The following is a 23,995-nucleotide window of genomic DNA, read 5'->3' on the forward strand; positions in this document are numbered from 1 at the left end:
TCATAATTTGAAGCGTGGACAGGGCAGCCGCCCACCACCGGCCACCTGGCCACGCTCTTTAACAATCTGACGTAGTAATCGCACAGCTATCCCGCATGCAGAGGCGTGAAGACCACCAGAAGAATAGGTCGGCGTCGCGGGGCATCCCCCTAAAACGGTTGGGGGCTGTAGGGCTGCTGGGGGACACCTGCCTCAGGGGCTACCGATGGCGACATCGGCGGTGCGAGAGAGACGAATTCCGGGCTTTGCCGCGGCAGAGCCCATCCGAGAGGGCTGAATGCGCAGGCTGATGCGCAAGAAGCGAGGCGGTGACGGGCTCCTAGGCCGGTGACGCGGAGCTTCTACAGTGGGCCACTAGGTAGATGGCAGGGCTCAACACCCTGTGAGTCGGGTTCGATTCCCGCACTGTATGCCGGGACCAGCTCCGGCCAGCCCTCTCGGATGACAACGGACAGGAGGAAGGCAGTGAACAATGGCACCAACTACCACCACACGATCAACCAGCTGCATGACGCACTTGATCACATAGCCCGCATGGCCAGGGCGTCAAGGACGCAGACCAAGCGGCTACGCCGAATTGCAATGCGAGCTGAAAAAGCACGCAACGGCGAGACCTTCTGCCAGGAGGAAGCGTGCAGCCTGAAGATGAAGGTCCGGTCACCAGCAAGCTACGAGGCTGAAATTCGGGTGCTCAGGCGCGAGATCACTGAGCTTAAGGGCGTGGCAACGGAGCCTACGGGCGAGGTGAAGTGATGAGTTGCTGGTCGAAACCTGAGTTGGAAAACATGCTCGAGGATGTCGTAAACGAGCTGAATCTATCTGAAAGCATGATTGAGAAGCATGGCCCGCTGGGAACTCCGCCCGCCGAATTGGTTCGCCTAGTGTTGGAAAGGAAGGATCAGGAGATCTATGCGCTAAGGCAAGGAATAGCGGTGATCTACACCGAATGAGAGCCAGCCCCGCATGAGGCCATCATGCCGCGATCCGCTGCGCAGTGCGGCCCAGCGCCCCGGCCCCGGGCCAGAGTATTGGATCATTAAAGATGGGGGCACGCTCTGAAAGTTAGGAGGTGGCTTTTTTGGTGTCATCCCTATTTGGTGTTCTGGCGGGCCATTTGTTTACAGGCCAAAGCGAAAGCCTCACAGGCTTGTTCAGCTACTTGCTCGCGATACTCGCTCGAGGTGAATGGTTTATGACACCTAACACAGATGCACAGGTGCAGGTTCGATGTGTCATGAGCATCCGGTTGAGGTTTGATTTCACCTCCGCACGCACTGCATTTGAACATTGTTTTTATCATCGCCTTAGTATCAATTTATTAATTCCCTGCGCTTCACACCATAGACCTAGATGTAAGAGGCATCAACGCGATCCGCTGCGCAGTGCGGCCCAGCGCCCCGGCAGAGGCTGACAGTATCTGCCCATCGGAGAGGGTTTGGCCGCCACACGGCTGACGAAACCCAAGCGCTTGAGGGATAACGCTTACCAACCGGCTGACTGGACGGATGCCGCGCGGATGGCGCCCTGACTGGACGCGCCGAAAATCAGCATCCGGGGCGTTGGTAGAAGTTCGCCGAGCCCTCTCCGATGCGCCCGCATCACCACCTATTCCCTGCATTGCCCGCCATCGAGCGGGCTTTTTTATTCCAGGAGGTCGCATGACCGCAGACACAGCACGACGCCGCCTCGGACTGCGGCCTCTCATCGGCGAGCACTGGGCCGACAAGATCATCACGAGCGAGCACCGCAAGCGGTGGTTGCGCAAAGAGCGCTGGCAGCGACGCAAGGCCCTGGCGGCCAAGGGTGTGACGCCGCCAATCGAGATTTGGAGGGCGGTATGACTCCCAACGACAGCTGGCTCGTCATCGCGGCGGGCCTGATCACTCTGGCCATCATCGGCGCCGCTTGGTGCGGCAGGAGGTGAGCATGAGCTACCAACGCTACGTAGATGCCCGCAGCGATGCGCAGTGGCTGATTACTGCAGCTGGCCAGCCCGACTCGCAGCCAGCAACAGACGCCATTGAGGCGGCGATCACGCATGCCGTTCACACCGGCAGCCTGGGCGATCTGGCCTACGCCCTGGAGCGAGTGGCCACCAGCGAGGGCCACAGCGGCGGCGACAACGCCTACCGGTGTGTCATCGACCTGCTGGCTGATTGGTTGCACGCCACAGGCACACAGGGGAGGGCAGCGGCATGACGTTTATGACCACCGTTGCCGGTATCCCGTGCCGGTGCCAGGTGACGCTCTACAGCCCTGGGGTACCGATGCGCACCACTGGCTCAGGGTTTGGCGATGCAGATCCACCAGAGCCGGAGGAATTCGAGTTCGACATTCTCGACCGCCGCGGTTATCCGGCGGCATGGCTCGAGGCCAAGCTCACCGACACTGACTATGACCGACTGCTCGAGGAGTACCGCAGAGAGCGGGACGCCTGGGCGGCATGAGGAGGGAAGCATGAGCGAGTGGATCAGCGTAAAGGATCGGCTGCCAGAGGCAGAAAAGCTTGTTGTGGTTTACACGCCGCCTCAGTCCGGTGATTGCCCCGAAGATATCCGCATGGAGTTCGATTGCATCGATCAAGACAGCGGGTTGTGGTTCGGGCACTCCGAGCACTACGAGCATTACTGCTGTGTCGCAAAAGGTGGGTGCGATATCAGTTGGTCAGGGCCATCTGAGGAGGCCCCGTATACACACTGGATGCCGCTGCCAGCGCCGCCAGAGGAGTAAACATCATGCGCGCACTGATTTTGATCACCGTCCTGGCACTGGCCGGCTGTAGCAGCCAGCCGATCGACCAGGAATTCGGACACCGCCACGGCTATGACGCCATGCGGTCGATGATCCAGTCCACCGGGACGATTCATCACGGGATTGACTGACGAGAAGCCCCAGCCGATGGCGGTCGGACGGGGGCGGATACCAACAGTATCGAGGAGAGGGTAGATCAATGAGCACCGAATTGGCTACACGACAGGAAGGGGCGGTTCAGGGGCCCGCGCAGCAGGTAAGCGAGTCGGCAGCAATCATCCAGGTGATCGAACGGGCGGCCATGAACCCCGACGTCGACATCGACAAGATGGAGCGCCTGCTGCAAATGCAGGAACGCGTCATGGAACGCCAGGCGGCCATGGAATACAGCGCGGCGATGGCAGCCATGCAGACGGAAATGCCTAGCATCGCTGAGCGCGGCAAGACGAACAACGGGAAGTACGCCACGCTCGAGGACATCGTCGACACAGTCCGGCCAGTGATGCAGAAGCACGGCTTCGCGGTCAGCTTCCGCGTCAAGACGGCCGACAAGGGGATCGAAGTCACGGGCGTGCTGATGCACAAGGGCGGCCATCGGGAGGAGACCGCAATGCTGCTGCCCGCCGACACCAGCGGCAACAAGAACGCCGTCCAGGCCTTCGGCTCGACCACCAGCTACGGCAAGCGGTACGTGCTATGCGCCCTCCTGAATATCACGACTCGCGGCGAAGACGACGACGGCGTGTCGGCAGCGCCTACTAAGACTGTCACGGCGTTCCAGGCTGGGCAGATCGCACAGCGCTTGGCTCAGTGTCCCGAGAAGACTCAGGCATGGTTCGCCGAGAACTATGGCGACGCCAGCCGCGTCCCGCGTGCCAAGTTCGACGGGATGATGGCGCAGCTCAACAAGATCATTCAGGAGGCTTCGAGTGGAAATTCTGACGCATAAGCAAGGCGAACCCGAATGGCTGGAAGCGCGCCTGGGGATCGTCACTATGTCCCGGCTTAAGGACCTGCTGGTCAATGGCAAGGGCCCCGGGGGATTTGGTGCCGGAGCAATCAGCTACATGCACGAACTGATCGGGGAGCGGATGACCGGCGAGCCTTCCGACGCTTTTCAGGGCAACCGCCACACCGAGCGAGGGCACGCGATGGAGCCGGTCGCCCGCGACTTGTACCGCCAGGCCACCGGCAACGAGTCCAGGGAGGTTGGCATCGTCCTCAATCACGGCGTCGGGTTCTCGCCTGACGGGCTGATCGGCGAAGACGGCGCACTCGAGATCAAGAGCAAGCTTCCCAAGCTCCAAGTGGAGGTGCTGCTGGCCGACGAGATTCCCAAGGAGCACATCGCCCAGTGCCAGGGTGGGCTGTGGGTCAGCGAGCGTGAGTGGATCGACTTCGTCAGCTACTGGCCCGGGATGCCGCTTTTCGTGAAGCGGGCATATCGCGACGAGAAGATGATCCGAACCATCGCAGAGCGCGTCGATGCGTTCTACGAGGAAATGGAAACCCGAATGGGCCGCGTACTGGCGGCATGAGGAGGAGAGCATGACCGCAGTAGCTGAGAAAGAATCGACAGAGCTGGTCACAGTGCCGTCCAAAGAGACGGCGCTTGAGGTGTTCAAAGCTGACAAGGGATTGGACCCCTACCTGGCAGCGATCCGCGAGGAGCTGGATGCATTTCTCGCCGAGCCGCCCACCTTGGATACCGCAAAGGGCCGACAAGCTTACGCCTCCATGGCGCACAAGATCGCACGCAGCAAAACGGCCATCGACAACATCGGAAAGGAGTTGGTGGCCGACCTCAAGCAGCTGCCAAAGGCCATCGATGCAGAGCGTAAGCGCTGGCGAGATCAGCTGGATGCCTGGCGCGATGAGGCGCGCGGTCCGTTGAATAAATGGGAGGCGGCAGAGGAGGCACGCAAAGCGAATCACGAAGCTGGAATCCAGCATATCAAGGATTGTGCGATGGGCCTTATTGGCGGCGAGCCCCAGCCGTATGCCCTACTTTTCCGCGAACTGGAAGAAAAGGTCGTTGTTGACGAGTCATGGGAGGAGTACGAGGCCGAGGCTCACAGAGCAAAAGCCGACGCGATGGCATCCCTGAAGGCTGCGTTCGCTGAACACCAAAAGCGAGAAGCAGAGCAGGCGGAGCTGGAGCGCCTGCGCCAAGAGCAAGCTGTCCGCGAGCAGAAGGAACGCGAGGAGCGAATTGCCCGCGAAGCCGAAGAACGTGCGCGTCGTGAAGCCGAGGCGGCCGCACAGGCAGAGCGTGACGCTGTTGCTCGCCGGGAAGCTGAGGCCAAGGCAGCGGCTGAGCGCCGTGAGCGAGAGCACCAGGAGGCAATCGAACGCCAGCGCCGGGAAGCAGAAGCAGAGCGTCAGCGCATCGAAGACGAGCACCGCCGCCGTGAGGAGCAGCGCCTGGCCGAGGAGCGTCGCCAGCAAGAAGAGCTAGCTCGACGCCAGGCTGATAAGGAGCATCGCGCCCGCATCAATCGCGCCGCCCTTGAGGCCATGATTGATGGAGGGATGCCGGAGGACTGCGCCAAGACTGCTATCACGCTCATTGCGAAAGGGCAGATACCCAGCATCACCATCAACTACTGACAGGCCCCACACCGGGGCCTTTTTTGTGGGGAGGCGGTATGGAACAGCACCAATGGAAGACCACGGAAAAACGGTATGTGAAGCGGCGTCTCGATGAGGGTGCCACCTACCAGGACATCGCGACAGAGCTGGGGCTTGGGCGTGACCAGGTATGCGGCCTTGCCAGGCGCAGTGGGTTTACCGATCCCATTCGCCAAGGGGCGTGGCGTCGGCGTGACTGGACGGACATCGATCGAACGGTGCAGGACTGCATCGAGGTCCAGTGCATGTCCATTCGTCAGGTCGTCAGCTACCTGCGGCTTCAGGGCATATCGACCTGTTATTCCAGCATCAATAACCGGGTCAAGCTGATGCCCGCTTCGGTCCAGTTTCAGGCCAGCATCAACGCGGCCCGTCGCCAAGCCAGCAACGCCTATCGAATGCGCCTGCGGATCAAGCGGGCGGCATGAATAAACGCGCCGTGCCCGGTGGCGCCAATGACCGGAGCCCAGCCCAGGCGGAGGTGGCGATATAACACCGTCAGCCACTCGGGCGCCGTCCTCCCTTGCTATCTGGTGCAAGCCAGACGTGAGTACCGCCGAAAGCGGGAGGCGTCAGGGGTGGCCGGGTGCCGCACGTGAAGCGGCAATTTCTTTTCCAGCCTCGGCACGCGCCGGGGCTTTTTCATGGGAGCACGATCATGTGGTTCAAGAATCTCCATCTCTACCGCGTTCACAGCGCTCATATCTCAAGCCTGGAGTGGCTGGAACAAGCGCTGGGCGAGCAGGCGTTGCGCCCCCTCAGTGGCAGCGAAGCACGTCGCGTTGGCTGGGTGCCCCCGGCAGGTCGCGGAAGTGATCGCCACCTGCATGAGCTTCAGAGTCATTGCCTCATGAGCATGTGCCGGCAAGAGCGGATCCTACCGGCCTCAGTGGTGCGAGAGGAAGTCGAGGAGCGAGTCGATGTGATCGAGGCGGAGGAGTGCAGAAAGCTGCGCCGCCAAGAGAAGCAGGCAATCAAGGAGCAGGTTTACGAGGAACTGTTGCCGCGGGCATTCGTGCGGACGCAGCGATTCGACGTGTGGTGGGACGTGAGCCGAAACCTGATCGGCGTGGCCACCTCGAGCCGCAAGCGTGCAGAGGAAGCCCTGGACCTGCTGCGCGAGACACTGGGCAGCCTCAAGGTCACGCCACTTTCCACTCAGACCCTTCCAATGCGCGCCATGACGACTTGGCTTCGCGATCCTGGCAGCCGACCGGCCGACATGCAGATCGGGGATCAGGTCGAGCTCAAGGCAAAAGGTGATGACGGCGTCGTGCGAGGCCGCCAAGTGGACTTGGACAGCGATGACATGCAGCACCTGCTAGAGAGCGGGCGCCAGGCAAGCAAGCTCGCCCTGGGCATCGAGGGGCGTATGACCTTCGTGCTCCACGATGACCTGGCCATCAAGGCAATTCGCTTCGATGACGCGCTGATTGATGAGGCGAACGAGGCCGATGACGGCGATGACGCTGTGGCGCGCCTCGAGACTGACTTCCTGCTGATGGCTCAGGCCTTGGGCGAAAGCGTGGATCGCGTTGTGGAGTGGATGGGCGGCGAAGCCCAGCAGTACGGCGCGGGCCACAAGGATGACCTGTTGAGGCAGGGTGCCGCATGACACCAGCCGAGTGGATCAACGACATCGAGGTCTGGGGCGAGGTCGGCGCCAGGGCTATCGAGCAGGCGCTCGCCGATCAGATGTGGAGGGAGTGGGTATGCAGCGAGTAGACAGACTGCGCGGCCTGGTGTCCGTGTACCAAGAGGTCAGGGTACGGGAGGGGCTGCCGGTGCGCTTCAGCGCCCGGCACGTCGCCGCAAGCCTCACAGCTGTCGTCAGCAACGCACGATCGGTGCGCGTTCCCGAGGCTGCTCAAGAGGCCATACGGCAGTGGCATGACGGTGGGCGCATACAGCGGGACGGTACCCTCGACGGTATACCGGCATGGAGGAAGGCGGGATGAGTGACTTCGAACACATTCGGGCCTTCTACCAGGTGCCGGCCTGCGCGGGGCGGCGCGTCACGGTGGATGGGCGGCCAGGAGTTATCGCAGAGGACCAGGGCCATTGCATCGGCGTGTTGTTCGACGCCGACAAGCCAAGCTGCATTTCCAGGTGTCACCCCACGTGGCGGGTGGAATACCACGGTCTGGGGCGTGTACGTCGCATGACGGCCAGCCAGCGTCGATACAAGCGCTATCTGGAATATGGCGATTGCTTCGAAACCTTCCTCGACTTTTGCCGTTGGGACGCGGAGCCCGACCGGAGCTGGAACGCATGAAACTGACACAGCAGCACATCAAGAAGCACCCCGAGAAGCTGGAGCGCTTCGACCGCGTGCGGATCTGGTCTGGCGAATGGCACATGTGGTGGAGGTGTAGCGCGCAGGGGTACACCGCCGATATGGACGAAGCCGGTGTGTTTGACGCCTATGACGCCTGGGAGCGCGTTGCACACTGTGGCCCAGAGAAGAAGATCAGCCTGGTGGCGGCATGATCGCAGCCATCATTCTCGGCCTGCTGATTATGGCTGGCGTTGCGCTGGTCCTGCGAGAGGCGGGGCGGGCGTACAGAGAGCAGAGAAACGGATCCGGACGATAACCGCCGCCCACTGAGGCGGCTTTCTTTTGCCGTAAAGGAGAGCTTGATCATGACACCCCTGATGCCGCCGAGCGAGGTGGCGGAACTCTTGGCCATCAGTGAGCGCAAGGTCTATGCGATCAAGCACCTGATTGGCTATGTCGCCCTGGGCGGCAACGTTAGGTTTGAGCGAGAGGCGGTCGACGCTTACATTGAGAGCTGCAAGCGCGGCCCCTCACGGGGGGAGCAACAAAAATGGGTATCACGGTTCGATACCGCGCATCTCGGAGAAGGTGGATCGTCACCGAGTCGGGTGAGCGCGGCAGATATCAACGAACGTTTGTCACGGAAAAGGAAGCAAAGCAGTTCGCAACGAAGCGAGAGGCTGAACTGAACGAGGCTCAATTCAATGGCCTCATGGGAAGGCAGGAGCGAAGAACCTTCATGGAGGGTCTTCTGCGCTGGGTCGAGGAGTATGACACGAACAGCCAGGGTGCGAGCATTCGTGCAGTCGCCCGCTGGTTCGACGAGAACGCGCAAGACGTGCTTCTTGGTCATGAGGTGCTGGATGCCGCCCGGGCGATGCAGAAGGATATGCGCAAGAGGCGGCTCAGCCAAAGCACGATCAATAACCGAACCCAGGTGGTCAAGCGAGTGCTGAGCCTTGCGTATCGGGAGTGGGATTGGCTGGATCAGCCGCTGGACGGCAAGTTGCGCAAGCCTACTCCGAAAAACGAGCGTCATGTCTACCTGACTGCGGGAGACATTCGTCGCTTGGTTGAGGCGGTGCCAGAGGATTGTCCGGAGGAGCGGCGAATCATCACGTTGGCTGCTTTGACTGGGCTGCGCCGCGGCGAACTTCTGTCGTTGGAACCAGGCAACATCCAAGGTGGTCGCATTCTGCTGCGACCAGGGCAGACCAAAAGCGGCAAGGCTCGGGTAGTGCCGCTCCCGGAAGACGGTGCGGCCTTGGTGGCCAATCTTCCGTTTGCATCTGACCCTCACCAACTGAGGAGGGCTTTTGAAGCTGCGCGACGGGCTATCAGGCGTGACGATCTGCGTTTTCATGACCTACGCCATACCTATGCCAGCCTACTGGCTGAGGCAGGAGAAGTGATGACGACGGTGCAGGCGTTACTGGGCCACAGCAGCTTGGTGGTGACCAGTCGCTACGCGCATATGTTCGACTCGCGTCTGGATCATGTGGCGGGCAGGTTGCCGAAGCTTTGCGACCAAATTGCGACCACTGAGGAGGGCGCCGAGGGACTAGGTAGCGTAAGGCATTGATATTACTGGTGCCCGGAGCCGGGCTCGAACCGGCACGGTGTTGCCACCGAGGGATTTTAAGTCCCTTGCGTCTACCAATTTCGCCATCCGGGCAACAAGATCGCCAGCCATGTGGCAATAGAGGAGGGGTGCCGTTGTACCTAATGCGGCAGGGCAACCATCAGACTTTCCAGAGTATGGGGGGTCTGAAAAGAAAAGATGGAGGCTGGAGTCGGAATCGAACCGGCGTACACGGAGTTGCAGTCCGCTGCATAACCACTCTGCCATCCAGCCTCAAGAGTCAACCATCGTATGTTGATGGAGCGGGAAACGAGATTCGAACTCGCGACCCCAACCTTGGCAAGGTTGTGCTCTACCACTGAGCTATTCCCGCCTGACTCGAGGACGTATTATACGGATAAGTCGGTGACTGTCAAACGCTTTTCCTCGAGTCGATGTTTTTATCAGAGCGAGCGAGCCAGATGGGGCCAAGCGGCCCGCAGGTACTGGATCATCGACCACAGGGTCAGAATGGCGGCAGCGTAGAGGGTTGCGACGCCCGCCTCTGCGATCAGGTGTCCAGGCGGGAAGGCCAGCAGCAACAGCAGCGCCACCATCTGCAGCGTGGTCTTGACCTTGCCGATCCATGAAACGGCAACTGAGCCTCGCTTGCCCATCTCCGCCATCCATTCACGCAGGGCCGAGATGACGATCTCTCGCCCGATGATCACCAGGGCGGGAAGTGTCAGCCAGGCTGCGTCATAGCGCTCGATCAGCAGGGCCAGCGCCACCGCCACCATCAGCTTGTCGGCCACGGGGTCGAGGAAGGCGCCGAAGGGCGTGGATTGATCCCACTTGCGTGCCAGATAACCGTCCAGCCAGTCGGTCACCGAGGCCAGTCCGAAGAGCGCCGCAGCGACCAGCATGCTGGATTCGAAAGGGAGGTAGAAAAGTACCACCAGCAGAGGAATGAAGACGATGCGTGCCAGGGTCAGAATGTTGGGAATGTTCATGGATACCGCTGTCCTTGCTGGAGGGTGCTGTAATAGGGGTCGGGGATGCGCGGTGCCCCGTCAGGGTGGTCCATTCTATCCGCGATACCTCAACTCATCCATGCAGAGCGCGGTGAATTGTGTCGGCCATGGTCGCGCTGATGCCAGGGACGCGAGCCAGCTCATCCTTGGTGGCCTGCTTGATGCCTTGCAGTCCACCGAAGAAGCGCAGGAGCTCGCGGCGGCGTTTGGGCCCGACGCCGGGGATATCCTGCAGGGTTGAGGTGCGCCTGGCCTTGTCGCGTTTTGCCCGGTGACCGGCGATGGCGAAGCGATGAGATTCATCGCGTATATGCTGGATCAGATGAAGACCGGGCGAGGTGGGGGGCAGCGCTAAGCTGCGATCGACAGTATCGACGTACAGCGTTTCAAGCCCGGCCTTGCGGGTAGTGCCCTTGGCGACGCCGAGTAGCTGGACCTGGGTAACGCCGAGGTCAGCGAGCACGTCCCGTGCCATGTTGAGCTGACCCTTGCCGCCGTCCACTACCAGAATATCGGGGAGCACCCCTTCGCCTTCCGCCAGGCGCTTGAAGCGCCGGGTCAACGCCTGCTGCATCGCCGCATAGTCATCCCCTGGCGCGATGTTCTTGATGTTGAATCGGCGATAGTCGCTCTTGCGCGGTCCGTCCTGGTCGAAGACAACACAGGAGGCCACCGTCGCTTCGCCGTGGCTGTGGCTGATGTCAAAGCACTCAAGCCGCTGGGGGGTGTGTTCAAGGTCGAGTGCCTGGCGCAAGTCTTCAAAGCGCTTGGCCAGCTGGGTCTGATTCGCCAGCTGTCCCGCCAGCTGCTGCTCGGCGTTGGTCCTGGCCAGCTCCCGCCACTGGGCGCGATGACCACGCACCTTGTCGGTCAGGCGAATGCGTCGCCCAGCATTTTCGCTGAGCGCGCTGGCGATCAGCTCCGCATCCGGTACCGGGTGACTGGTCAGCACGTCAGAAGGGATTTCCCTGGCCTGTCCGAGATAGTACTGGCTGACGAAGTCGCCCAGCAGCTGCGCTTCCCCCAGGTCCAGGTTGTTGGTGGGACTGTAGTGGCGCGCGCCCAGCAGGCGTCCCTGTCGAATAGACAGCACCGAGATGCACAGCGCGCCGGGCTGTGAGGCCAGCGCAAAGGCATCAGCGTCGCCGCTGCCAGTATCCACGACCTGGCGCTGCTGCAGGCGGCGAAGGTCTTGAAGCTGGTCTCTCAGGCGCGCGGCCTCCTCGAAATTCAGTGCCTCACTGGCGGCTTCCATTTCCTCGGTCAGCTCCTTGCTGACCGCCTCGCTGCGTCCCTCCAGGCACTGAATGGCATGCTCGATATCGCGGCGATAGTCCTCTTCGCTGATGTAGTCGACACAGGGAGCACTGCAGCGCTGGATCTGGTACTGCAGACAGGGACGAGTGCGGTGGGCGAAGACACTGTCCTCGCAATTGCGGATGCGAAACACCTTCTGCATCAAGGACAAGGTGTCTCGTACCGCGTTGCTGCTCGGATAGGGGCCGAAATACCGCCCGTCCTGGTGCCGTGTACGGGCGCGCTTGTACTCCAGCGCGGGATAGGGGTGTCGATCGCTGACAAACACAAAAGGATACGACTTGTCGTCACGCAGCAGGATGTTGTACGGCGGGCGCAGCTGCTTGATCAGGGTCTGCTCGAGCAGCAGAGCTTCCGTCTCGCTGTTGGTGACCGTGACCTGTATATCGTGGATGCGGCTCACCAGCGCCTGTGTCTTGGCATTCAAGGCGCCGCGGAAATAGCTGGCGAGACGAGGCTTGAGACGACGAGCCTTGCCAATGTACAGGGTGTTGGACTGGTCATCGTACATCCGGTAGATACCGGGCGATTCACTGACCGTCTCAAGAAAGCGTCGAGCGTCGAAGGTCATAGGCGAGCGTGGCGTGTTCCGTTGGCGTAGCATCGTCGAGCCATGCTACCAGAGCAATGAGCACGCTGCGTCAATTGCTGCGCACCAGGTTGTCGGTGCAGGAGGGCAAGAATCCAGGCAAACGTCTTGAGGAAGCGGAGGGCGCTATCAGCAAGAAGGACGGCCTAGGGAACGTGGGGACGACATGCTGCATTGGTTGGGGCTGGGGCTGAAACAGAAAAGAAAAAGAGAAGGGACGTTCGACAGACCGTCACAGGGTACGCGCGCCGACATCTGATGGCAGATGAGAGGGGTCGGCGCGCCGCCATGGCGTCAGTCTTCCTTGAAGCCCTCGACCAGCCCGTGTCGCAGGCCCAGGTGAGTCAACGCCACATCGGAGTTGACCCCGAGCTTTTCGAAAATGCGATAGCGGTAGGTGTTGACCGTCTTGGGGCTTAAGAACATGCGATCCGCAATGTCGGCAACACGCTGGGCGTTGACAATCATCATGGCCACTTGTAGCTCGCGCTGGGACAGCTGATCAAAGGGGTTTTCTTCGTGATCGATGCGTGACAGCACCAGCCGCTGGGCGATCTCCGGGCTGACAAAGCGCTGGCCGGCAAATACCGCGCGGATAGCCTTCACCATTTCGTCATGCTGGGAGCCCTTGCTGATAAACCCATGGGCACCGGCTTCCAGCAGGCGCTGGGCAAAGGCCTCTTCGATAAAGGCGGTCAGCACCAGAATGCGGATATCCGAGGTCAGGCGCCGGATCTTGCGCGTCGCCTCCAAGCCCCCGATGCCTGGCATGCGTATGTCCATGACCACCACATCCGGGTTGAGGCGCCGGGTCTGCGCAATGGCTTCTTCACCATCGGCAGCCTCGCCCACCACATTGATGTCTTTTTCTGCGTTCAGCAGATGAACGATACTGGTGCGAACCAGGTGATGATCGTCAGCGACGAGAACTCTGATCAATGCCGATACTCCTGGAAAAGGTGATGTCTGGGACCATGGGGTTGACCGAGTAGAGCCAATGCTCCGTCAGAGTCCTTCTCATGATGCTTTGCGGTAGGTTGTCACAGTTTGTTCCTAAGGGGAATTGGGTTGCCAGGGGGTAGCGACGTTTCCGGCATAGCAATATTGATAGTGTGCCCGTTCTTTGTTAAGCGGTTAATGCTTTGCGTTTTACTTATATGCGGGCGCTTGGTCACAAGTGATACAGAGCTCGCAACATATTGGTCGAACTGGCTTACCTCTATCAACTTTGCCGCTGTAGTGTATCAGTCGTGATGACGATAAGGGTGAAAATAGGCATGCTCGATGCCCCGTTAAAGGTGAGAGTGCACACTTTATTGGTGATTGAGGGGGATCTTCGGCGACGTACTATTCTCCGAACTGACTCAGATGGTTGACCGAGATCAATCGTGGGTGAGGTTGTCGTGGGAATCATCGGGGTGAGGCACCTGTGAGACGCCTGCCTTGCTGCGCATGTCGGGTATCGGTAGCACGGTAGCGATGGCACTCTAGCGGTGCCTGGTCGACCAAAGTTGATCCCTGACACGCTTGCACAGGATGTGATGCACATCTAGATTCAGCCTGACTGGTATGACACGTATACAGTCGTCCTGTCAGGGCGGCAGCTTGACTCGCGGTTTACCGGTCCCTCATCCATCCGTCCAAGAGCACGGGAGAATAACAAGATGCGCTCCAACCAACGCCAGTCGTCACACCGTCTCGCACGTCGATCCCTCCTGGCGGTCGCCGTCGGCCTGAGTATGTCCGCTGCGGCTCAGGCAGAGACCCTGACCTTTGCCCACGTCTACGAAACGTCCGAGCCCTATCACGAGTGGGCGGTGTGGGCAGGAGAAGAAATCGAGAAGCGAACCGATGGTCGCTATTCCGTTGAAGTGCACCCTGCATCTTCTCTGGGTAAGGAAGCGGACATCAATGAGGGGCTAAGTCTTGGTACCGTCGATCTGATCTTTACCGGCAATCAATTCGCTGGCCGTTCCTACGGTCCGATTGGCATTGCCGGGGCTCCCTACATGTTCCGCGACGTCGACCACTGGCAGGCCTATGTGGACAGTGACCTCTTCGCCGAGATCGCCCAGGGCTATGAAGAGGCCACGGGCAACGTCCCGCTGGCCATGAACTACTATGGCAAGCGCCACACTACCTCTAATGTGGCCATCAATACTCCGGCGGACATGGAGGATCTCAAGATTCGGGTGCCCAACGCACCGATGTACATGATGTTCCCCGAGGCGGTCGGTGCCAACCCGACCCCGATTGCCTTCGCCGAAGTCTATCTGGCCCTGCAGCAGGGCGTGGTGGATGCGCAGGAAAACCCGCTGCCCACGATCAAGGCCAAGGCATTCTATGAAGTGCAGGACTACATCAACCTGACCGGCCACATTACCGACTCGCTGATCACTATCGCTGGCGGCCCGCTGTGGAATCGGCTGTCCGAGGAGGATCGGGCGATCTTCCGCGATGTCTACCAGCAAGCCGGCGAGAAGATCACCGCAGATATCCTGCAACAGGAGCAGGACTTGATCGCCTGGTTCGAAGAGCAGGGCGTCACGGTCAACGAGGTCGATACCGAACCTTTCCGTGAGGCGGTATTGCCTGCCCATAACGGTGACGTGGCGACCTGGGATCAGGAAACCTACGACCGTCTCCAGGCCATCGGCCAGTAATTGACGGCCGGGGAGGGCGCCGGTCGCCCTCCCCGAAGGAGACTATCGATGACACATTCTGATGAAGGTGCTGACATCCATCATGCACCTGATGGGGCGGCGCGCCCGTCACCCGATGCCGGCCCATCTTCGGGGCAAGGCCCGAGCCAGCAAACAACCGTCGCATTTGACGTTCCCGAGGACGACGACGCCATTCGCAAGGGTGACGTTGGCCTCGAGGACTACCTGACCTTGGTGGTGTTCTGGTTACTGGCGCTGGATGTCTTTGTGCAGTTCTTCAGCCGCTATGTCCTCGGCAACTCGCTGGCCTGGACGGAAGAGATCGCTCGCTACCTGCTGGTCGCCGTCGGGTTTCTTGGCAGCGCCATGGCGGCGCGCAAGGGCTCGCATATCGCAGTGGAGTTCTTCTATCGCTATCTGTCGGAGCCGGTCGCCCGCACCATGTGGACCCTGGTCGACCTGGTGCGGATTGCCTTTCTCGGCATGCTGGCCTGGATTACCTGGCAGCTGGCGGGACGCACCAATTCGATGATGGTGTCGATAGACCTGCCCAAGAGCCTGCTTTACTACGTGGTCTTCGTCGGCGTGGTGCTGATGCTGGTGCGCTCCATTCAGCTGGCGATTCGCCACTGGAAGACGGGCGAGAGCGAACTGATGTGCCGTGAAGACGACTGACAAGGAATAACAACATGACTGAAGCTATGATCAGCGCTCGACGCGGCTCCGTCATCCCGCCCATCGTGGCGGCGATGGCGGTTGTTGGGTGCGTTGGGCTGGCGCTGTTTGACTACCATCTGTCGTTCTTGTTTGCGTCGCTGTTCACCTTGCTGGTCTGTGGCGTGCCTATCGCGATCAGTCTGGCTGGCTCGTGCCTCATGTACGTCCTGCTCACCGGGCGGGTGCCCGATGTGGTCGTGGTGCACCGGATGATCAATGGTATCGACAGTTTTCCGTTGCTGGCGATTCCCTTCTTTATCCTGGCCGGCAACCTGATGAACAACGGCGGCATTACCACACGCATCTTCGATTTCGCCAAGGCCTTGATGGGCTGGATGCGCGGTGGCCTGGGGCACGTCAACGTGGGCGCAAGCATCGTGTTCTCTGGCATGTCCGGCGCCGCCGTGGCAGATGCCGGGGGGCTGGGTACCATCGAGATCAAGGCCATGCGTGACGCGGGATACGACCAGGAGTTCGCGGTCGGTATCACCGCTGCGTCATCCACCATCGGCCCGATTATTCCGCCCAGCCTGCCGATGGTCATCTATGGTGTGATGGCGTCGGTATCCGTGGGCCAGCTGTTCGCGGCAGGGTTGGTGCCGGGCCTGCTGATGGGGCTGACCCTGATGCTGATGATTACCTGGTTGTCCCGTCGTCGTGGCTATCAGCGTGACGCGCGCTTTTCGGTGTCGGTGCTGGGCCAGACCTTTTCCAGGGCGCTGCTGTCGCTGCTGACTCCGGTCATCATCGTGGGCGGCATTGTGACCGGGGCGTTCACGCCCACGGAGGCGGCCATCGCCGCGGTGGTGTATGCCTTGATTCTTGGCGGGCTGGTCTACCGGACCCTGACCTGGCGACGGCTGCTGAAGGTCAGCTTCGAGACCATCGAGACCACGGCGGTGATCCTGTTCATCGTCGCCGGCGCCTCGATCTTTGCCTGGATACTGACCAGCAACCAGGTCACCCAGCACGTGATGGGGCTGCTCGGCCCGTTCCAGGACAATCCGATTGCGGTCTTGCTGATCATCAACCTGGTGCTGATCGTGGTGGGATGTTTCATGGAAACCATCGCCGCCATCACCATTCTGGTGCCGGTACTGCTGCCGGTGGCGGTGGCCTCGGGCGTCGATCCGGTGCACTTCGGCGTCATCATGGTACTTAACCTGATGATCGGGCTGCTGACGCCGCCGGTGGGGATGGTGCTGTACGTGCTCTCCCGGGTATCGAATATCTCCTTCGAGAAATGCATGCGGGGAACCCTGCCGTTCCTGGTGCCGCTGGTCGTGGCTTTGGCGCTGGTCACCTTCATTCCGGCGATCTCCCTATGGTTGCCGACGCTGGTCTATCGCTGAGTTACGCCGTCGCGTCGGGGTGTGGCGGGTGAGTGAAGGGCTCCCCGCCATGCCGGACGGATTTCACCACACGCAAGGACACGCGAGGATCTCGACATGAGTCACAGCCAATACTTGGCCTGCAGGGTGGGCCACGACGACCTGAGTCGCTTTATCCAACAGGCGCTGGCGGCGGCGGGGGCCGATACCGCGTCGCAGCAGGCGGTGAGCCGAGCCCTCGTCACGGCGTCACTGATGGGCACCGACAGTCACGGTCTGCGGCTGCTGCCACACTACCTGCAGGCGTTGCAGGGAGGGCGCATCAATGGCAGTCCCGAGATGCGCTTTGAACAGCGTCTCGCCGCCACAGGAGTGCTGGACGCAGACAATGGCCTGGGCCACCTGGCGGGTTACCGGGCGATGGAGCACGCTGCCGCCATGGCAAGGCAGGCCGGAATGGGTGCGGTAGCCGTCGGTCATTCTTCTCACTTCGGTGCGGCGGGATGCTATGCCCTGGCTGCGGCGGAACAGGGGCTGATCGGCATGGCGTTCTGCAATTCCGATCCGTTTGTTCTGCTGCATGGTAGTCAGGCCCCCTTCCACGGCACCAACCCCATCGCCTTTGCCGCACCGGTGGAGAACGACGACCCCTATCTGTTGGACATGGCCACCAGCGCGGTGCCCTGGAACAGGGTGCAGCAGTATGCCGCCATTGATCGGCCGCTGCCGCCCGACATTGCCGCGGATGGCAACGGCACCACTACCACTGACGCCAAGCGGGTGGAAGCGCTGCTGCCATTAGGTGGAGGCAGCTTCGGCTTCAAGGGGGCGGGGCTGGCGGGCATGGTCGAGGTGCTTAGCTCGACGCTGTCCAATATGGTCCATGGCTTCCATCTATTGCCCATGGGCGGTCCCGACATGCACACACCGAGAGGTGTCGGCCACTTCTTTCTGGTGATGCATCCAGACGCCTTTGCAGGCCAAGGCGAGTTTGCGCAGCGCATGGGTGACTACCTCAGGGATTTGCGCGGTATGGCGTCAAGCGCAGAAGCGAAGGTATTGGCGCCAGGAGACCGAGAGTGGCAGACCCGTCGCGAGCGACGTGCCGAGGGGATTCCATTGGATCATGCCCAGCGGGATGCCTATCGCCGTATCGCCGAGCAATACCGCGTTGAGCCCCTCAGCGAGGGCTGAAGAGCAAGTCACTCGTCGCGCCAACGATGTCAATGGGCCGCAGACAAGCAGCGACGCACAAGGGCATCGCGGCCCTGGCTGACGCGGGAAGTCCCACAGGGCCACCCTGTTGCAGTACCATGTGCGCCATGCCCCGCATGTCTCGGGGGCGTGATTGAGGGAGAGACGCGTCGATGAGCAGATTTCGGGTGGAGCGCAAGACGCTGTCCGAGCAGGTGGCCGAACAACTTGAGGCCGAGATTCTGGAAGGCAGGTTGGGGGAGAATGATCAGCTGCCCTCAGAGCGTGAGTTGATGGAGCAGTTCGGTGTTGGCCGCCCTGCGGTGAGGGAGGCCTTGTTCTACCTGCAGCAGCTTGGGCTGATCGCCATTAATAGTGGCACCCGCGCCAGGGTGATTCGACCTACCGCCGAGGCGGTGATGGCGCGCCTATCGGGGGTCACTCGACAGCTGTTGGCCAAGCCCGAGGGGCAGCAGTACTTCCAGGAGGCGCGGGCCTTGTTCGAAGTGGCGCTGGCTCGCCAGGCGGCTCAGCATGCCACCGATGAAGAGGTTCAGGCCCTGAGGGATGCGCTGGAGACGCAGCGCTCCGTCATCGGTGACGAGGCCGCGGTCAAACGCGCCGACAACGACTTTCATGGGGTGCTGGCGCGGATCGGTCACAACCCCATCTACGATGCCATCCATCAGGCCCTGTCTGAATGGCTGGACGATCGTCGGGCCCAGGCGCTGCAACAACCCGGAGAGGATCTGGCGGCACTGGAGGCGCATACCGAGATTGTGGAGGCGATTGCTGCCGGTGACCCCGAAGCTGCCGAGTCAGCGATGCGACGTCATCTAGACCGCCATTACGGAACCTACCTGCAGATGAAGCAACGGCTGGGTTCTCGACAGGACGCCGACTGACTCGTATTGGTGGTCGGTATGGTGGGTGCTGGTTGCCAGACGTGCAGGCCCAGGGGCATAACCCTCTGGGCCTGCGTCGTATCTGCTGTCAGCCTATTGCGCTGATGGCGGGGTCGCTCTCGTGTCTCTTGTGTGTGGCGCAAGGGCTGCAGCTAGGCGAGGCAGCGCTCTGCCTTGGCGTCTTGCCATGGCGAGCACAGGCGCCAGTCTTCGCTCCAGCTTCTGTTCATGATTCTGGGCAATATCGACCAGCTGGTGGTCCAGCCAGGGGTTGCAGAAGCGCTCGATGATGCTGTCGACGTACTCGTCGAGCGCCATCCCCGGGTACTCATGATCGAGCACCGGCACGACTTCCTCTCTCAGCATCGCAATGAGTTCACCGCCGAGTCGCGGATCCTCCATGGCTTGGCGCACCAGCGGCAGCTGCTCCATCACCCCCAGCTGCCGCGCTCGCGCCACCAGCCAGGTATGGGCCAGGTTCAGCAGATGAAGCTTGCGACGTTCATAGGGGCCCAGGTCCTCCACCAGCAGCACATCGTCATGCCGAAAGGGAAGTGTCAGCCCGTCCACCTGCTGAATCGCCCACAGGCCATAAGGCTCAGCCACGGCGCCCACCGGCTCAAGCTCGGCGGAGACGATACGATCCACCAAGGTAGGCACCCAGACGCACTCAGCGGTGAGCCATTGCTCGAAGGCGGCATCCTGATAGCTGTCCCGGGCCAGGCCCAGCACCACGTCTCTGAGCACGCCGGCATTGTCGGTCAGCAGTTCACAGGGGAGCAGCGCGACCCCGGGGCGATCAGCGTCGAAGCGTGCCTTGAGCAACTGGGTCAGCTTGGCAGGAAAGCTGACCGGGCATGGCGCCAGCGGGCTGTCTCCGGTGGCGACGAGATAACCCGATTCGCTGGTGTTGGAAACCACATGGGTGACGTCGTTGCAGAAGGTCCGGTGTACCTCCGCCCAGTCCTCCGCGGCCACCAGCGAGCGGGTGATGCTGTCGACAGCGAGCCGTGTGTCGATCAGCTCGCCGTGGCGTCGTCCGCGCAGCTGAACCGGATAGCTTGTTGCCTGGGCGAGGGCGCGGGCCTTGCCGCGACCGGCAGGGCGATCGGAGGTCTGTACGGCGATGATCTCGACGTCACCACCGGCTGAGCGGGCCTGACTGGCGAACAGGTCGACGTGGGCGAGCAGGAAACGTCCCACGCCGAACTGCATCAGCGTCGCCGGAGGCAATGTCGCCGGTGTCTCTGTCGGCGCCAACGTCACAGTGAGACTCCCCGCTTCCAGGGGATGAAGTCATGTTGGGCGAGGCCTACCGCACGGGTGGTGTAGCGCCCGGAGGCGGTCTCGATGCACAGTGCCAGCAGCGCATCGGCCAGCTCGTCGATGGACGTCTCCCCGCGGATGACAGCGCCAGTGTCGAAATCGATGATATCGGACATGCGCTGTGCCAGCTCCGAGTTGCTGGCGACCTTCAAGGTAGGGGCGACCGGGTTGCCGGTCGGCGTGCCCAGTCCGGTGGTAAAGATGATCAGGTTGGCGTGGGAGCCCGCCAGGGCGGTCGTGGACTCGACATCATTGCCAGGGGAGCAGAGCAGGGCAAGCCCCGTCCGAGTGGCCGTCTCGGTGTAGTCGAGCACTTCCACCACCGGGCTGTCCCCGCCCTTCTTGGCGGCCCCTGCAGACTTCATCGCATCGGTGATCAAGCCATCGCGGATATTGCCCGGTGAGGGGTTCATGGAAAAGCTCGCGCCGACGGCTTCGGCGTGTCGCTGATAGGCCTGCATCAGGCTAGAGAAGCGTTCGGCGGTGGCATCATCGACACAGCGGGCCAGCAGCTCATGCTCCACGCCACACAGTTCGGGAAATTCGCTGAGAATCCCGCTACCCCCGAGGGTGACCAGGCGATCGATGGTGCCCCCGACCACCGGGTTGGCAGACAGACCGGAGAAACCATCGGACCCGCCGCATTCGACGCCAATGCGCAGCTTGGAAAGGGGAGCCGGCTGACGGGTCACCTGGTTGGCCTCTTTGAGGCCGTCGAAGATAGTGCCCAGCGCGCGCTCGATCAGCGCATCTTCGCTGTCACTGGCCTGCTGCTCGAGATAGTGTACCGGCCGCAGGCCGTTGGGATCCTTGGTGGCGACCGCCTGCTTGAGCATGGCGATCTGAGCCTTCTGGCAGCCCAGGCTCAACACGGTAGCGCCTGCCACATTGGGATGGGTGATGTACCCGGCGAGCAGATTGCACAATGCCTGGGCGTCGTCGTCAGTGCCGCCACAGCCCAGGGTATGGGTGAGGAAGCGCACCCCGTCGACGTTGGGGAAGGGAGACGTCAGCGGAGCCGAGAGACTGGCGGACGTGTCGCCGTGCAGCATGGTGCGCGCCAGCTGCTTGTAGTCGCGGAAAGGATCGTCACCAAGGGCGTCGGCAACGCATTGGCGCAGCACCTCGATGTTGCGGTTTTCGCAGAATACCAGGGGCACCACGAGCCACAGGTTGGCCGTGCCGACGTTGCCATCCGGGCGATGGTAGCCATCGAAGGTGGTGCCGTCGAAACGCGAGACATCCGGTCCCTGCCAGCTCTGACGACGGCTGACGGGCGTGTCCGAATGGGTAAAGTGTTCAAGGTTGTCGGTACGAATCGCACTACCCTTGGCGATGGCTCGGGTGGCTTTTCCCACGGTCACACCGTACATGGTGACGATGTCGCCCTCGGCGAGGTCCACCAGGGCAAACTTGTGCTTGCGGCGGATCGCCTCCACCAGGGTCAGCGAACCCGCTTCATCTTCGATTTGCTGCCCCACAGCAAGATCACGCAAGGCCACGCGGACGTTGTCGTCGGGGTGCACGCGCAGGCTTTCCTGCGGCAGGTCGGTGGCGATGGTCGCGGTCGAGGCGCCGTGGCTGGCTTGCGTGGTCATGATAGTGATGTCCTCATCGTCACGGTCAATACTGTCGTTATGTGTTGAGAAGCTGGGTATGGCCAGGCGCCAGAAAGAGGGGCGATTGCGCGTCTGCCTTTAGCTGGCTCATAGGTGTCCTGGCCTGTCGCGTTCTAGGACTGATCCGCTGTCCTGTCGGGCACGCTGATCATCGCCTTGATCACCCCGTTGCTGCTGTCGCACCACTGCGCCATGGTGTCCGGCAGCTCGCATAACTCGGCGCGGTGGGTAATCATCGGGGAGACCTTGAGCTGGCCAGTGGCCAGCAGGTCAATCACCTTGGCGAAGTCTTCACCGGTGGCATTGCGGCTGGCCAGCAGGGTCACTTCCTTGGCGTGGAAGTCGGGGTCATGAAAACGGATGTCGGCCTTGACCAGGCTGACCAGCACGTAGCGTCCGCCGTGGCCCACCAGCTCGAACCCCGCCTCCATGGCAGCGGGATTGCCGGTGGCATCGAACACGACGTCGGCCAGGGCACCTTGGTTAAGCTGTACGAGCTGCTGCGCCGGGTCGTCCTGTCCCACCAGTAGGGTGTCATGGAAGCCAAGCGCCTCGCGGCAGAACGCCAGTCGCTCGGCATTGCTATCCAGTACCACCACCCGCGCGCCCTGGGCACGAGCGACCTGGGCCACGCCGATACCGATGGGACCGGTGCCGACAACGGCAACCAGGTCGCGCTCGGTGACGGCGGCGCGACGCACCGCGTGGGCGCCGATGGCCTGGCATTCCACCAGCGCCAGCTCATCCAGCGTCAGCGTCTGGCAAGCAACAAGATGGCCGACGGGGACCGTGAGCCACTCGGCCATACCACCGTCCTGATGGACCCCGACGACCTGCATCTGCTGGCAGCAGTTGGTGGTGCCGCGCTGGCATGCGCGGCACTGGCCACAGTGAAGGTAGGGAATCACGTAGACCTGCTGCCCCAGCAGCTGCGCCCGCAAGGCCCCCGGCACGTCATCGGCCAGGGCTTCAACGGTGCCGGCGAGCTCGTGTCCCAGAACCCTAGGGTAAGAGAAATAGGGCTGACGACCGGAGAAGGCATGGATATCGGTCCCGCAGACGCCGATACGCTGAATGCGCACCAGCGCTTCCCCGGCCTTCGGCCGGGGAAGGGGGCGCTGTTCCAGTCGCAGGTGACCGGGCTCGAGACAGACGGCGACATCCATCTGGGCAGCGGGGGTGGTCATGCCAGCGGATCCGCGATGACCTTCTGGGTCTGCTCGCCCAGCCCTTCGATACCCAGGCGCATGGTCTGGCCCGGGCGCAGGAAGACCGGTGGGTTCTGGCCAAGGCCAACGCCTGGGGGAGTGCCGGTGGAGATGACATCGCCCGGCTGCAGGCTCATGAAACGACTCAGATAGCTGACCAGGAAAGCGACCTGATACACCATGGTCTTGGTGCTGCCGTCCTGATAGCGCTTGCCGTCGACTTCAAGCCAGAGGTTGAGATCCTGGGGGTCAGCGACTTCATCCTTGGTGACCAGCCAGGGGCCCAGGGGGCCGAAGGTGTCGCAGCCCTTGCCCTTGTCCCAGGTGCCGCTGCGCTCGAGCTGAAACTCACGCTCCGACACGTCATTGACGACGCAGTAGCCGGCAACATGTTCGAGCGCTTCCGCTTCGTCGATATAGCGACCGGCCTTGCCGATGACGACACCGAGCTCCACTTCCCAGTCCGTCTTGCTGGAGTCGCGGGGAATCATGACATCGTCATCGGGGCCGCAAATAGCGCTGGTCCACTTGTTGAAGATGACCGGTTCCGGCGGGACCTCAGCTCCGCTCTCTGCGGCGTGATCGGCGTAATTCAGGCCGATACAGATAAACTTGCCGACGTTGCCGACGCAGGGGCCGATGCGAGTATCGGCAGGCACCAGGGGAAGTTGCTCAAGATCCAGGCGGGCGATTTTCTCCAGGCTTTCACGACCCAGTGCTGCGCCGGAAAGATCGTCGAGGACGCCGGACAGATCGCGAATGCGGCCGTCTTGATCAAGGATGCCTGGCGCTTCTTGTCCTGGGTTGCCGAATCTCAATAGTTTCATGGGTGGTCCTTGTGCGTTGTGGTGTCAATGACAGGGCGGCGAAG

27 protein-coding genes and 3 tRNA genes are annotated in these 23,995 nt (G+C 61.6%); 20 read left to right on the top strand and 10 right to left on the bottom strand.

Features of this window, described 5'->3' with window-relative positions:
• Positions 1 to 465: 465 nt before the first annotated feature.
• The 15 genes from KUV41_RS11640 to KUV41_RS11710 all read left to right on the top strand — a co-directional run bounded on the left by KUV41_RS11640 (position 466) and on the right by KUV41_RS11710 (position 9,242).
• Complete coding sequence (locus KUV41_RS11640) at positions 466 to 753, top strand: hypothetical protein (RefSeq protein ID WP_222486231.1); 288 nt, start codon at positions 466 to 468, stop codon at positions 751 to 753.
• A gap of 905 nt (positions 754 to 1,658) precedes the next feature.
• On the top strand, positions 1,659 to 1,841 hold the full coding sequence (locus tag KUV41_RS11645) for a hypothetical protein (RefSeq protein WP_222486233.1): 183 nt from the start codon (positions 1,659 to 1,661) through the stop codon (positions 1,839 to 1,841).
• 85 nt (positions 1,842 to 1,926) lie between these two features.
• Positions 1,927 to 2,199, top strand: a complete 273-nt coding sequence (locus KUV41_RS11650) for a hypothetical protein (protein WP_206937063.1) — start codon at positions 1,927 to 1,929, stop codon at positions 2,197 to 2,199.
• The gene (locus tag KUV41_RS11655) at positions 2,196 to 2,447 is read left to right on the top strand and encodes a hypothetical protein (RefSeq protein ID WP_222486235.1); all 252 of its coding nucleotides are present in this window, start codon (positions 2,196 to 2,198) and stop codon (positions 2,445 to 2,447) included. Before KUV41_RS11650 ends, KUV41_RS11655 begins: the two co-directional genes overlap by 4 nt.
• A gap of 10 nt (positions 2,448 to 2,457) precedes the next feature.
• Positions 2,458 to 2,730 (top strand): DUF551 domain-containing protein, encoded by a 273-nt coding sequence (locus KUV41_RS11660; RefSeq protein WP_222486237.1) that lies wholly within the window; start codon positions 2,458 to 2,460, stop codon positions 2,728 to 2,730.
• Between the two features lie 5 nt (positions 2,731 to 2,735).
• Positions 2,736 to 2,882: a hypothetical protein gene (locus tag KUV41_RS11665; RefSeq protein ID WP_222486239.1), complete on the top strand. Its 147-nt coding sequence runs from the start codon at positions 2,736 to 2,738 to the stop codon at positions 2,880 to 2,882.
• A 68-nt stretch (positions 2,883 to 2,950) separates the two neighbouring features.
• The gene (locus KUV41_RS11670) at positions 2,951 to 3,700 is read left to right on the top strand and encodes an ERF family protein (protein WP_222486241.1); all 750 of its coding nucleotides are present in this window, start codon (positions 2,951 to 2,953) and stop codon (positions 3,698 to 3,700) included.
• Positions 3,681 to 4,289 carry a lambda exonuclease family protein gene (locus KUV41_RS11675; protein ID WP_222486243.1) on the top strand — a complete coding sequence of 203 codons (609 nt, stop codon included), beginning with the start codon at positions 3,681 to 3,683 and terminating at the stop codon, positions 4,287 to 4,289. Before KUV41_RS11670 ends, KUV41_RS11675 begins: the two co-directional genes overlap by 20 nt.
• Positions 4,290 to 4,299: 10 nt before the next feature.
• The gene (locus KUV41_RS11680) at positions 4,300 to 5,361 is read left to right on the top strand and encodes a hypothetical protein (RefSeq protein ID WP_222486245.1); all 1,062 of its coding nucleotides are present in this window, start codon (positions 4,300 to 4,302) and stop codon (positions 5,359 to 5,361) included.
• Positions 5,362 to 5,399: 38 nt separating this feature from the next.
• A complete protein-coding gene (locus tag KUV41_RS11685; RefSeq protein WP_222486247.1) occupies positions 5,400 to 5,810 on the top strand; it encodes a hypothetical protein in 411 nt (136 codons plus the stop codon).
• A gap of 230 nt (positions 5,811 to 6,040) precedes the next feature.
• Positions 6,041 to 6,997, top strand: a complete 957-nt coding sequence (locus KUV41_RS11690; RefSeq protein WP_222486249.1) for a recombination-associated protein RdgC — start codon at positions 6,041 to 6,043, stop codon at positions 6,995 to 6,997.
• A 339-nt stretch (positions 6,998 to 7,336) separates the two neighbouring features.
• Positions 7,337 to 7,657, top strand: a complete 321-nt coding sequence (locus KUV41_RS11695) for a hypothetical protein (RefSeq protein WP_222486251.1) — start codon at positions 7,337 to 7,339, stop codon at positions 7,655 to 7,657.
• On the top strand, positions 7,654 to 7,872 hold the full coding sequence (locus KUV41_RS11700; protein WP_222486253.1) for a hypothetical protein: 219 nt from the start codon (positions 7,654 to 7,656) through the stop codon (positions 7,870 to 7,872). Before KUV41_RS11695 ends, KUV41_RS11700 begins: the two co-directional genes overlap by 4 nt.
• A 153-nt stretch (positions 7,873 to 8,025) precedes the next feature.
• Positions 8,026 to 8,349, top strand: a complete 324-nt coding sequence (locus tag KUV41_RS11705; protein WP_222486255.1) for a helix-turn-helix domain-containing protein — start codon at positions 8,026 to 8,028, stop codon at positions 8,347 to 8,349.
• Positions 8,350 to 8,399: 50 nt separating this feature from the next.
• Entirely contained in the window at positions 8,400 to 9,242 is an 843-nt protein-coding gene (locus KUV41_RS11710; RefSeq protein WP_222486256.1) for a tyrosine-type recombinase/integrase, read from the top strand.
• Between the two features lie 6 nt (positions 9,243 to 9,248).
• On the opposite strand, the gene KUV41_RS11715 is transcribed toward KUV41_RS11710, so the two are convergent.
• From KUV41_RS11715 to KUV41_RS11740, 6 genes are all read right to left on the bottom strand, one after another.
• A tRNA-Leu gene (locus KUV41_RS11715) sits at positions 9,249 to 9,335 on the bottom strand.
• A 106-nt stretch (positions 9,336 to 9,441) separates the two neighbouring features.
• Positions 9,442 to 9,515, bottom strand: a tRNA-Cys gene (locus KUV41_RS11720).
• A gap of 25 nt (positions 9,516 to 9,540) precedes the next feature.
• Positions 9,541 to 9,615 (bottom strand) — tRNA-Gly (locus tag KUV41_RS11725).
• Positions 9,616 to 9,685: 70 nt separating this feature from the next.
• On the bottom strand, positions 9,686 to 10,234 hold the full coding sequence (pgsA, locus tag KUV41_RS11730; RefSeq protein WP_206944553.1) for a CDP-diacylglycerol--glycerol-3-phosphate 3-phosphatidyltransferase: 549 nt from the start codon (positions 10,232 to 10,234) through the stop codon (positions 9,686 to 9,688).
• Positions 10,235 to 10,328: 94 nt separating this feature from the next.
• Complete coding sequence (gene uvrC, locus KUV41_RS11735) at positions 10,329 to 12,143, bottom strand: excinuclease ABC subunit UvrC (RefSeq protein ID WP_222486259.1); 1,815 nt, start codon at positions 12,141 to 12,143, stop codon at positions 10,329 to 10,331.
• Positions 12,144 to 12,455: 312 nt separating this feature from the next.
• Positions 12,456 to 13,100, bottom strand: coding sequence for a response regulator (locus KUV41_RS11740; protein WP_045994188.1), 645 nt, complete (start codon positions 13,098 to 13,100; stop codon positions 12,456 to 12,458).
• A gap of 725 nt (positions 13,101 to 13,825) precedes the next feature.
• Here KUV41_RS11740 and KUV41_RS11745 point away from each other — a divergent pair.
• From KUV41_RS11745 to nanR, 5 genes are all read left to right on the top strand, one after another.
• Positions 13,826 to 14,824: a sialic acid TRAP transporter substrate-binding protein SiaP gene (locus KUV41_RS11745; protein WP_222485977.1), complete on the top strand. Its 999-nt coding sequence runs from the start codon at positions 13,826 to 13,828 to the stop codon at positions 14,822 to 14,824.
• A 48-nt stretch (positions 14,825 to 14,872) separates the two neighbouring features.
• Positions 14,873 to 15,499 carry a TRAP transporter small permease gene (locus KUV41_RS11750; protein WP_206944549.1) on the top strand — a complete coding sequence of 209 codons (627 nt, stop codon included), beginning with the start codon at positions 14,873 to 14,875 and terminating at the stop codon, positions 15,497 to 15,499.
• 14 nt (positions 15,500 to 15,513) lie between these two features.
• Complete coding sequence (locus KUV41_RS11755; protein ID WP_224852079.1) at positions 15,514 to 16,893, top strand: TRAP transporter large permease; 1,380 nt, start codon at positions 15,514 to 15,516, stop codon at positions 16,891 to 16,893.
• 96 nt (positions 16,894 to 16,989) lie between these two features.
• Positions 16,990 to 18,066 carry an Ldh family oxidoreductase gene (locus KUV41_RS11760; RefSeq protein ID WP_222486261.1) on the top strand — a complete coding sequence of 359 codons (1,077 nt, stop codon included), beginning with the start codon at positions 16,990 to 16,992 and terminating at the stop codon, positions 18,064 to 18,066.
• A gap of 173 nt (positions 18,067 to 18,239) precedes the next feature.
• Complete coding sequence (nanR, locus tag KUV41_RS11765; RefSeq protein ID WP_222486263.1) at positions 18,240 to 18,971, top strand: transcriptional regulator NanR; 732 nt, start codon at positions 18,240 to 18,242, stop codon at positions 18,969 to 18,971.
• Positions 18,972 to 19,064: 93 nt separating this feature from the next.
• Here nanR and KUV41_RS11770 read toward each other — a convergent pair whose 3' ends face one another.
• From KUV41_RS11770 to KUV41_RS11785, 4 genes are all read right to left on the bottom strand, one after another.
• Positions 19,065 to 20,237: a mannitol dehydrogenase gene (locus KUV41_RS11770; RefSeq protein WP_315900581.1), complete on the bottom strand. Its 1,173-nt coding sequence runs from the start codon at positions 20,235 to 20,237 to the stop codon at positions 19,065 to 19,067.
• Positions 20,234 to 21,895 (bottom strand): UxaA family hydrolase, encoded by a 1,662-nt coding sequence (locus KUV41_RS11775; protein ID WP_222486265.1) that lies wholly within the window; start codon positions 21,893 to 21,895, stop codon positions 20,234 to 20,236. Before KUV41_RS11775 ends, KUV41_RS11770 begins: the two co-directional genes overlap by 4 nt.
• 134 nt (positions 21,896 to 22,029) lie before the next feature.
• A complete protein-coding gene (locus KUV41_RS11780) occupies positions 22,030 to 23,103 on the bottom strand; it encodes a zinc-binding alcohol dehydrogenase family protein (RefSeq protein WP_261396020.1) in 1,074 nt (357 codons plus the stop codon).
• Positions 23,100 to 23,951: a fumarylacetoacetate hydrolase family protein gene (locus KUV41_RS11785; RefSeq protein WP_222486266.1), complete on the bottom strand. Its 852-nt coding sequence runs from the start codon at positions 23,949 to 23,951 to the stop codon at positions 23,100 to 23,102. Before KUV41_RS11785 ends, KUV41_RS11780 begins: the two co-directional genes overlap by 4 nt.
• Positions 23,952 to 23,995 lie beyond the last annotated feature (44 nt).

The organism is Halomonas sp. DP8Y7-1, from assembly GCF_019801685.1.
In the GTDB taxonomy this organism is placed as follows: Bacteria; Pseudomonadota; Gammaproteobacteria; order Pseudomonadales; family Halomonadaceae; genus Halomonas; species Halomonas litopenaei_A.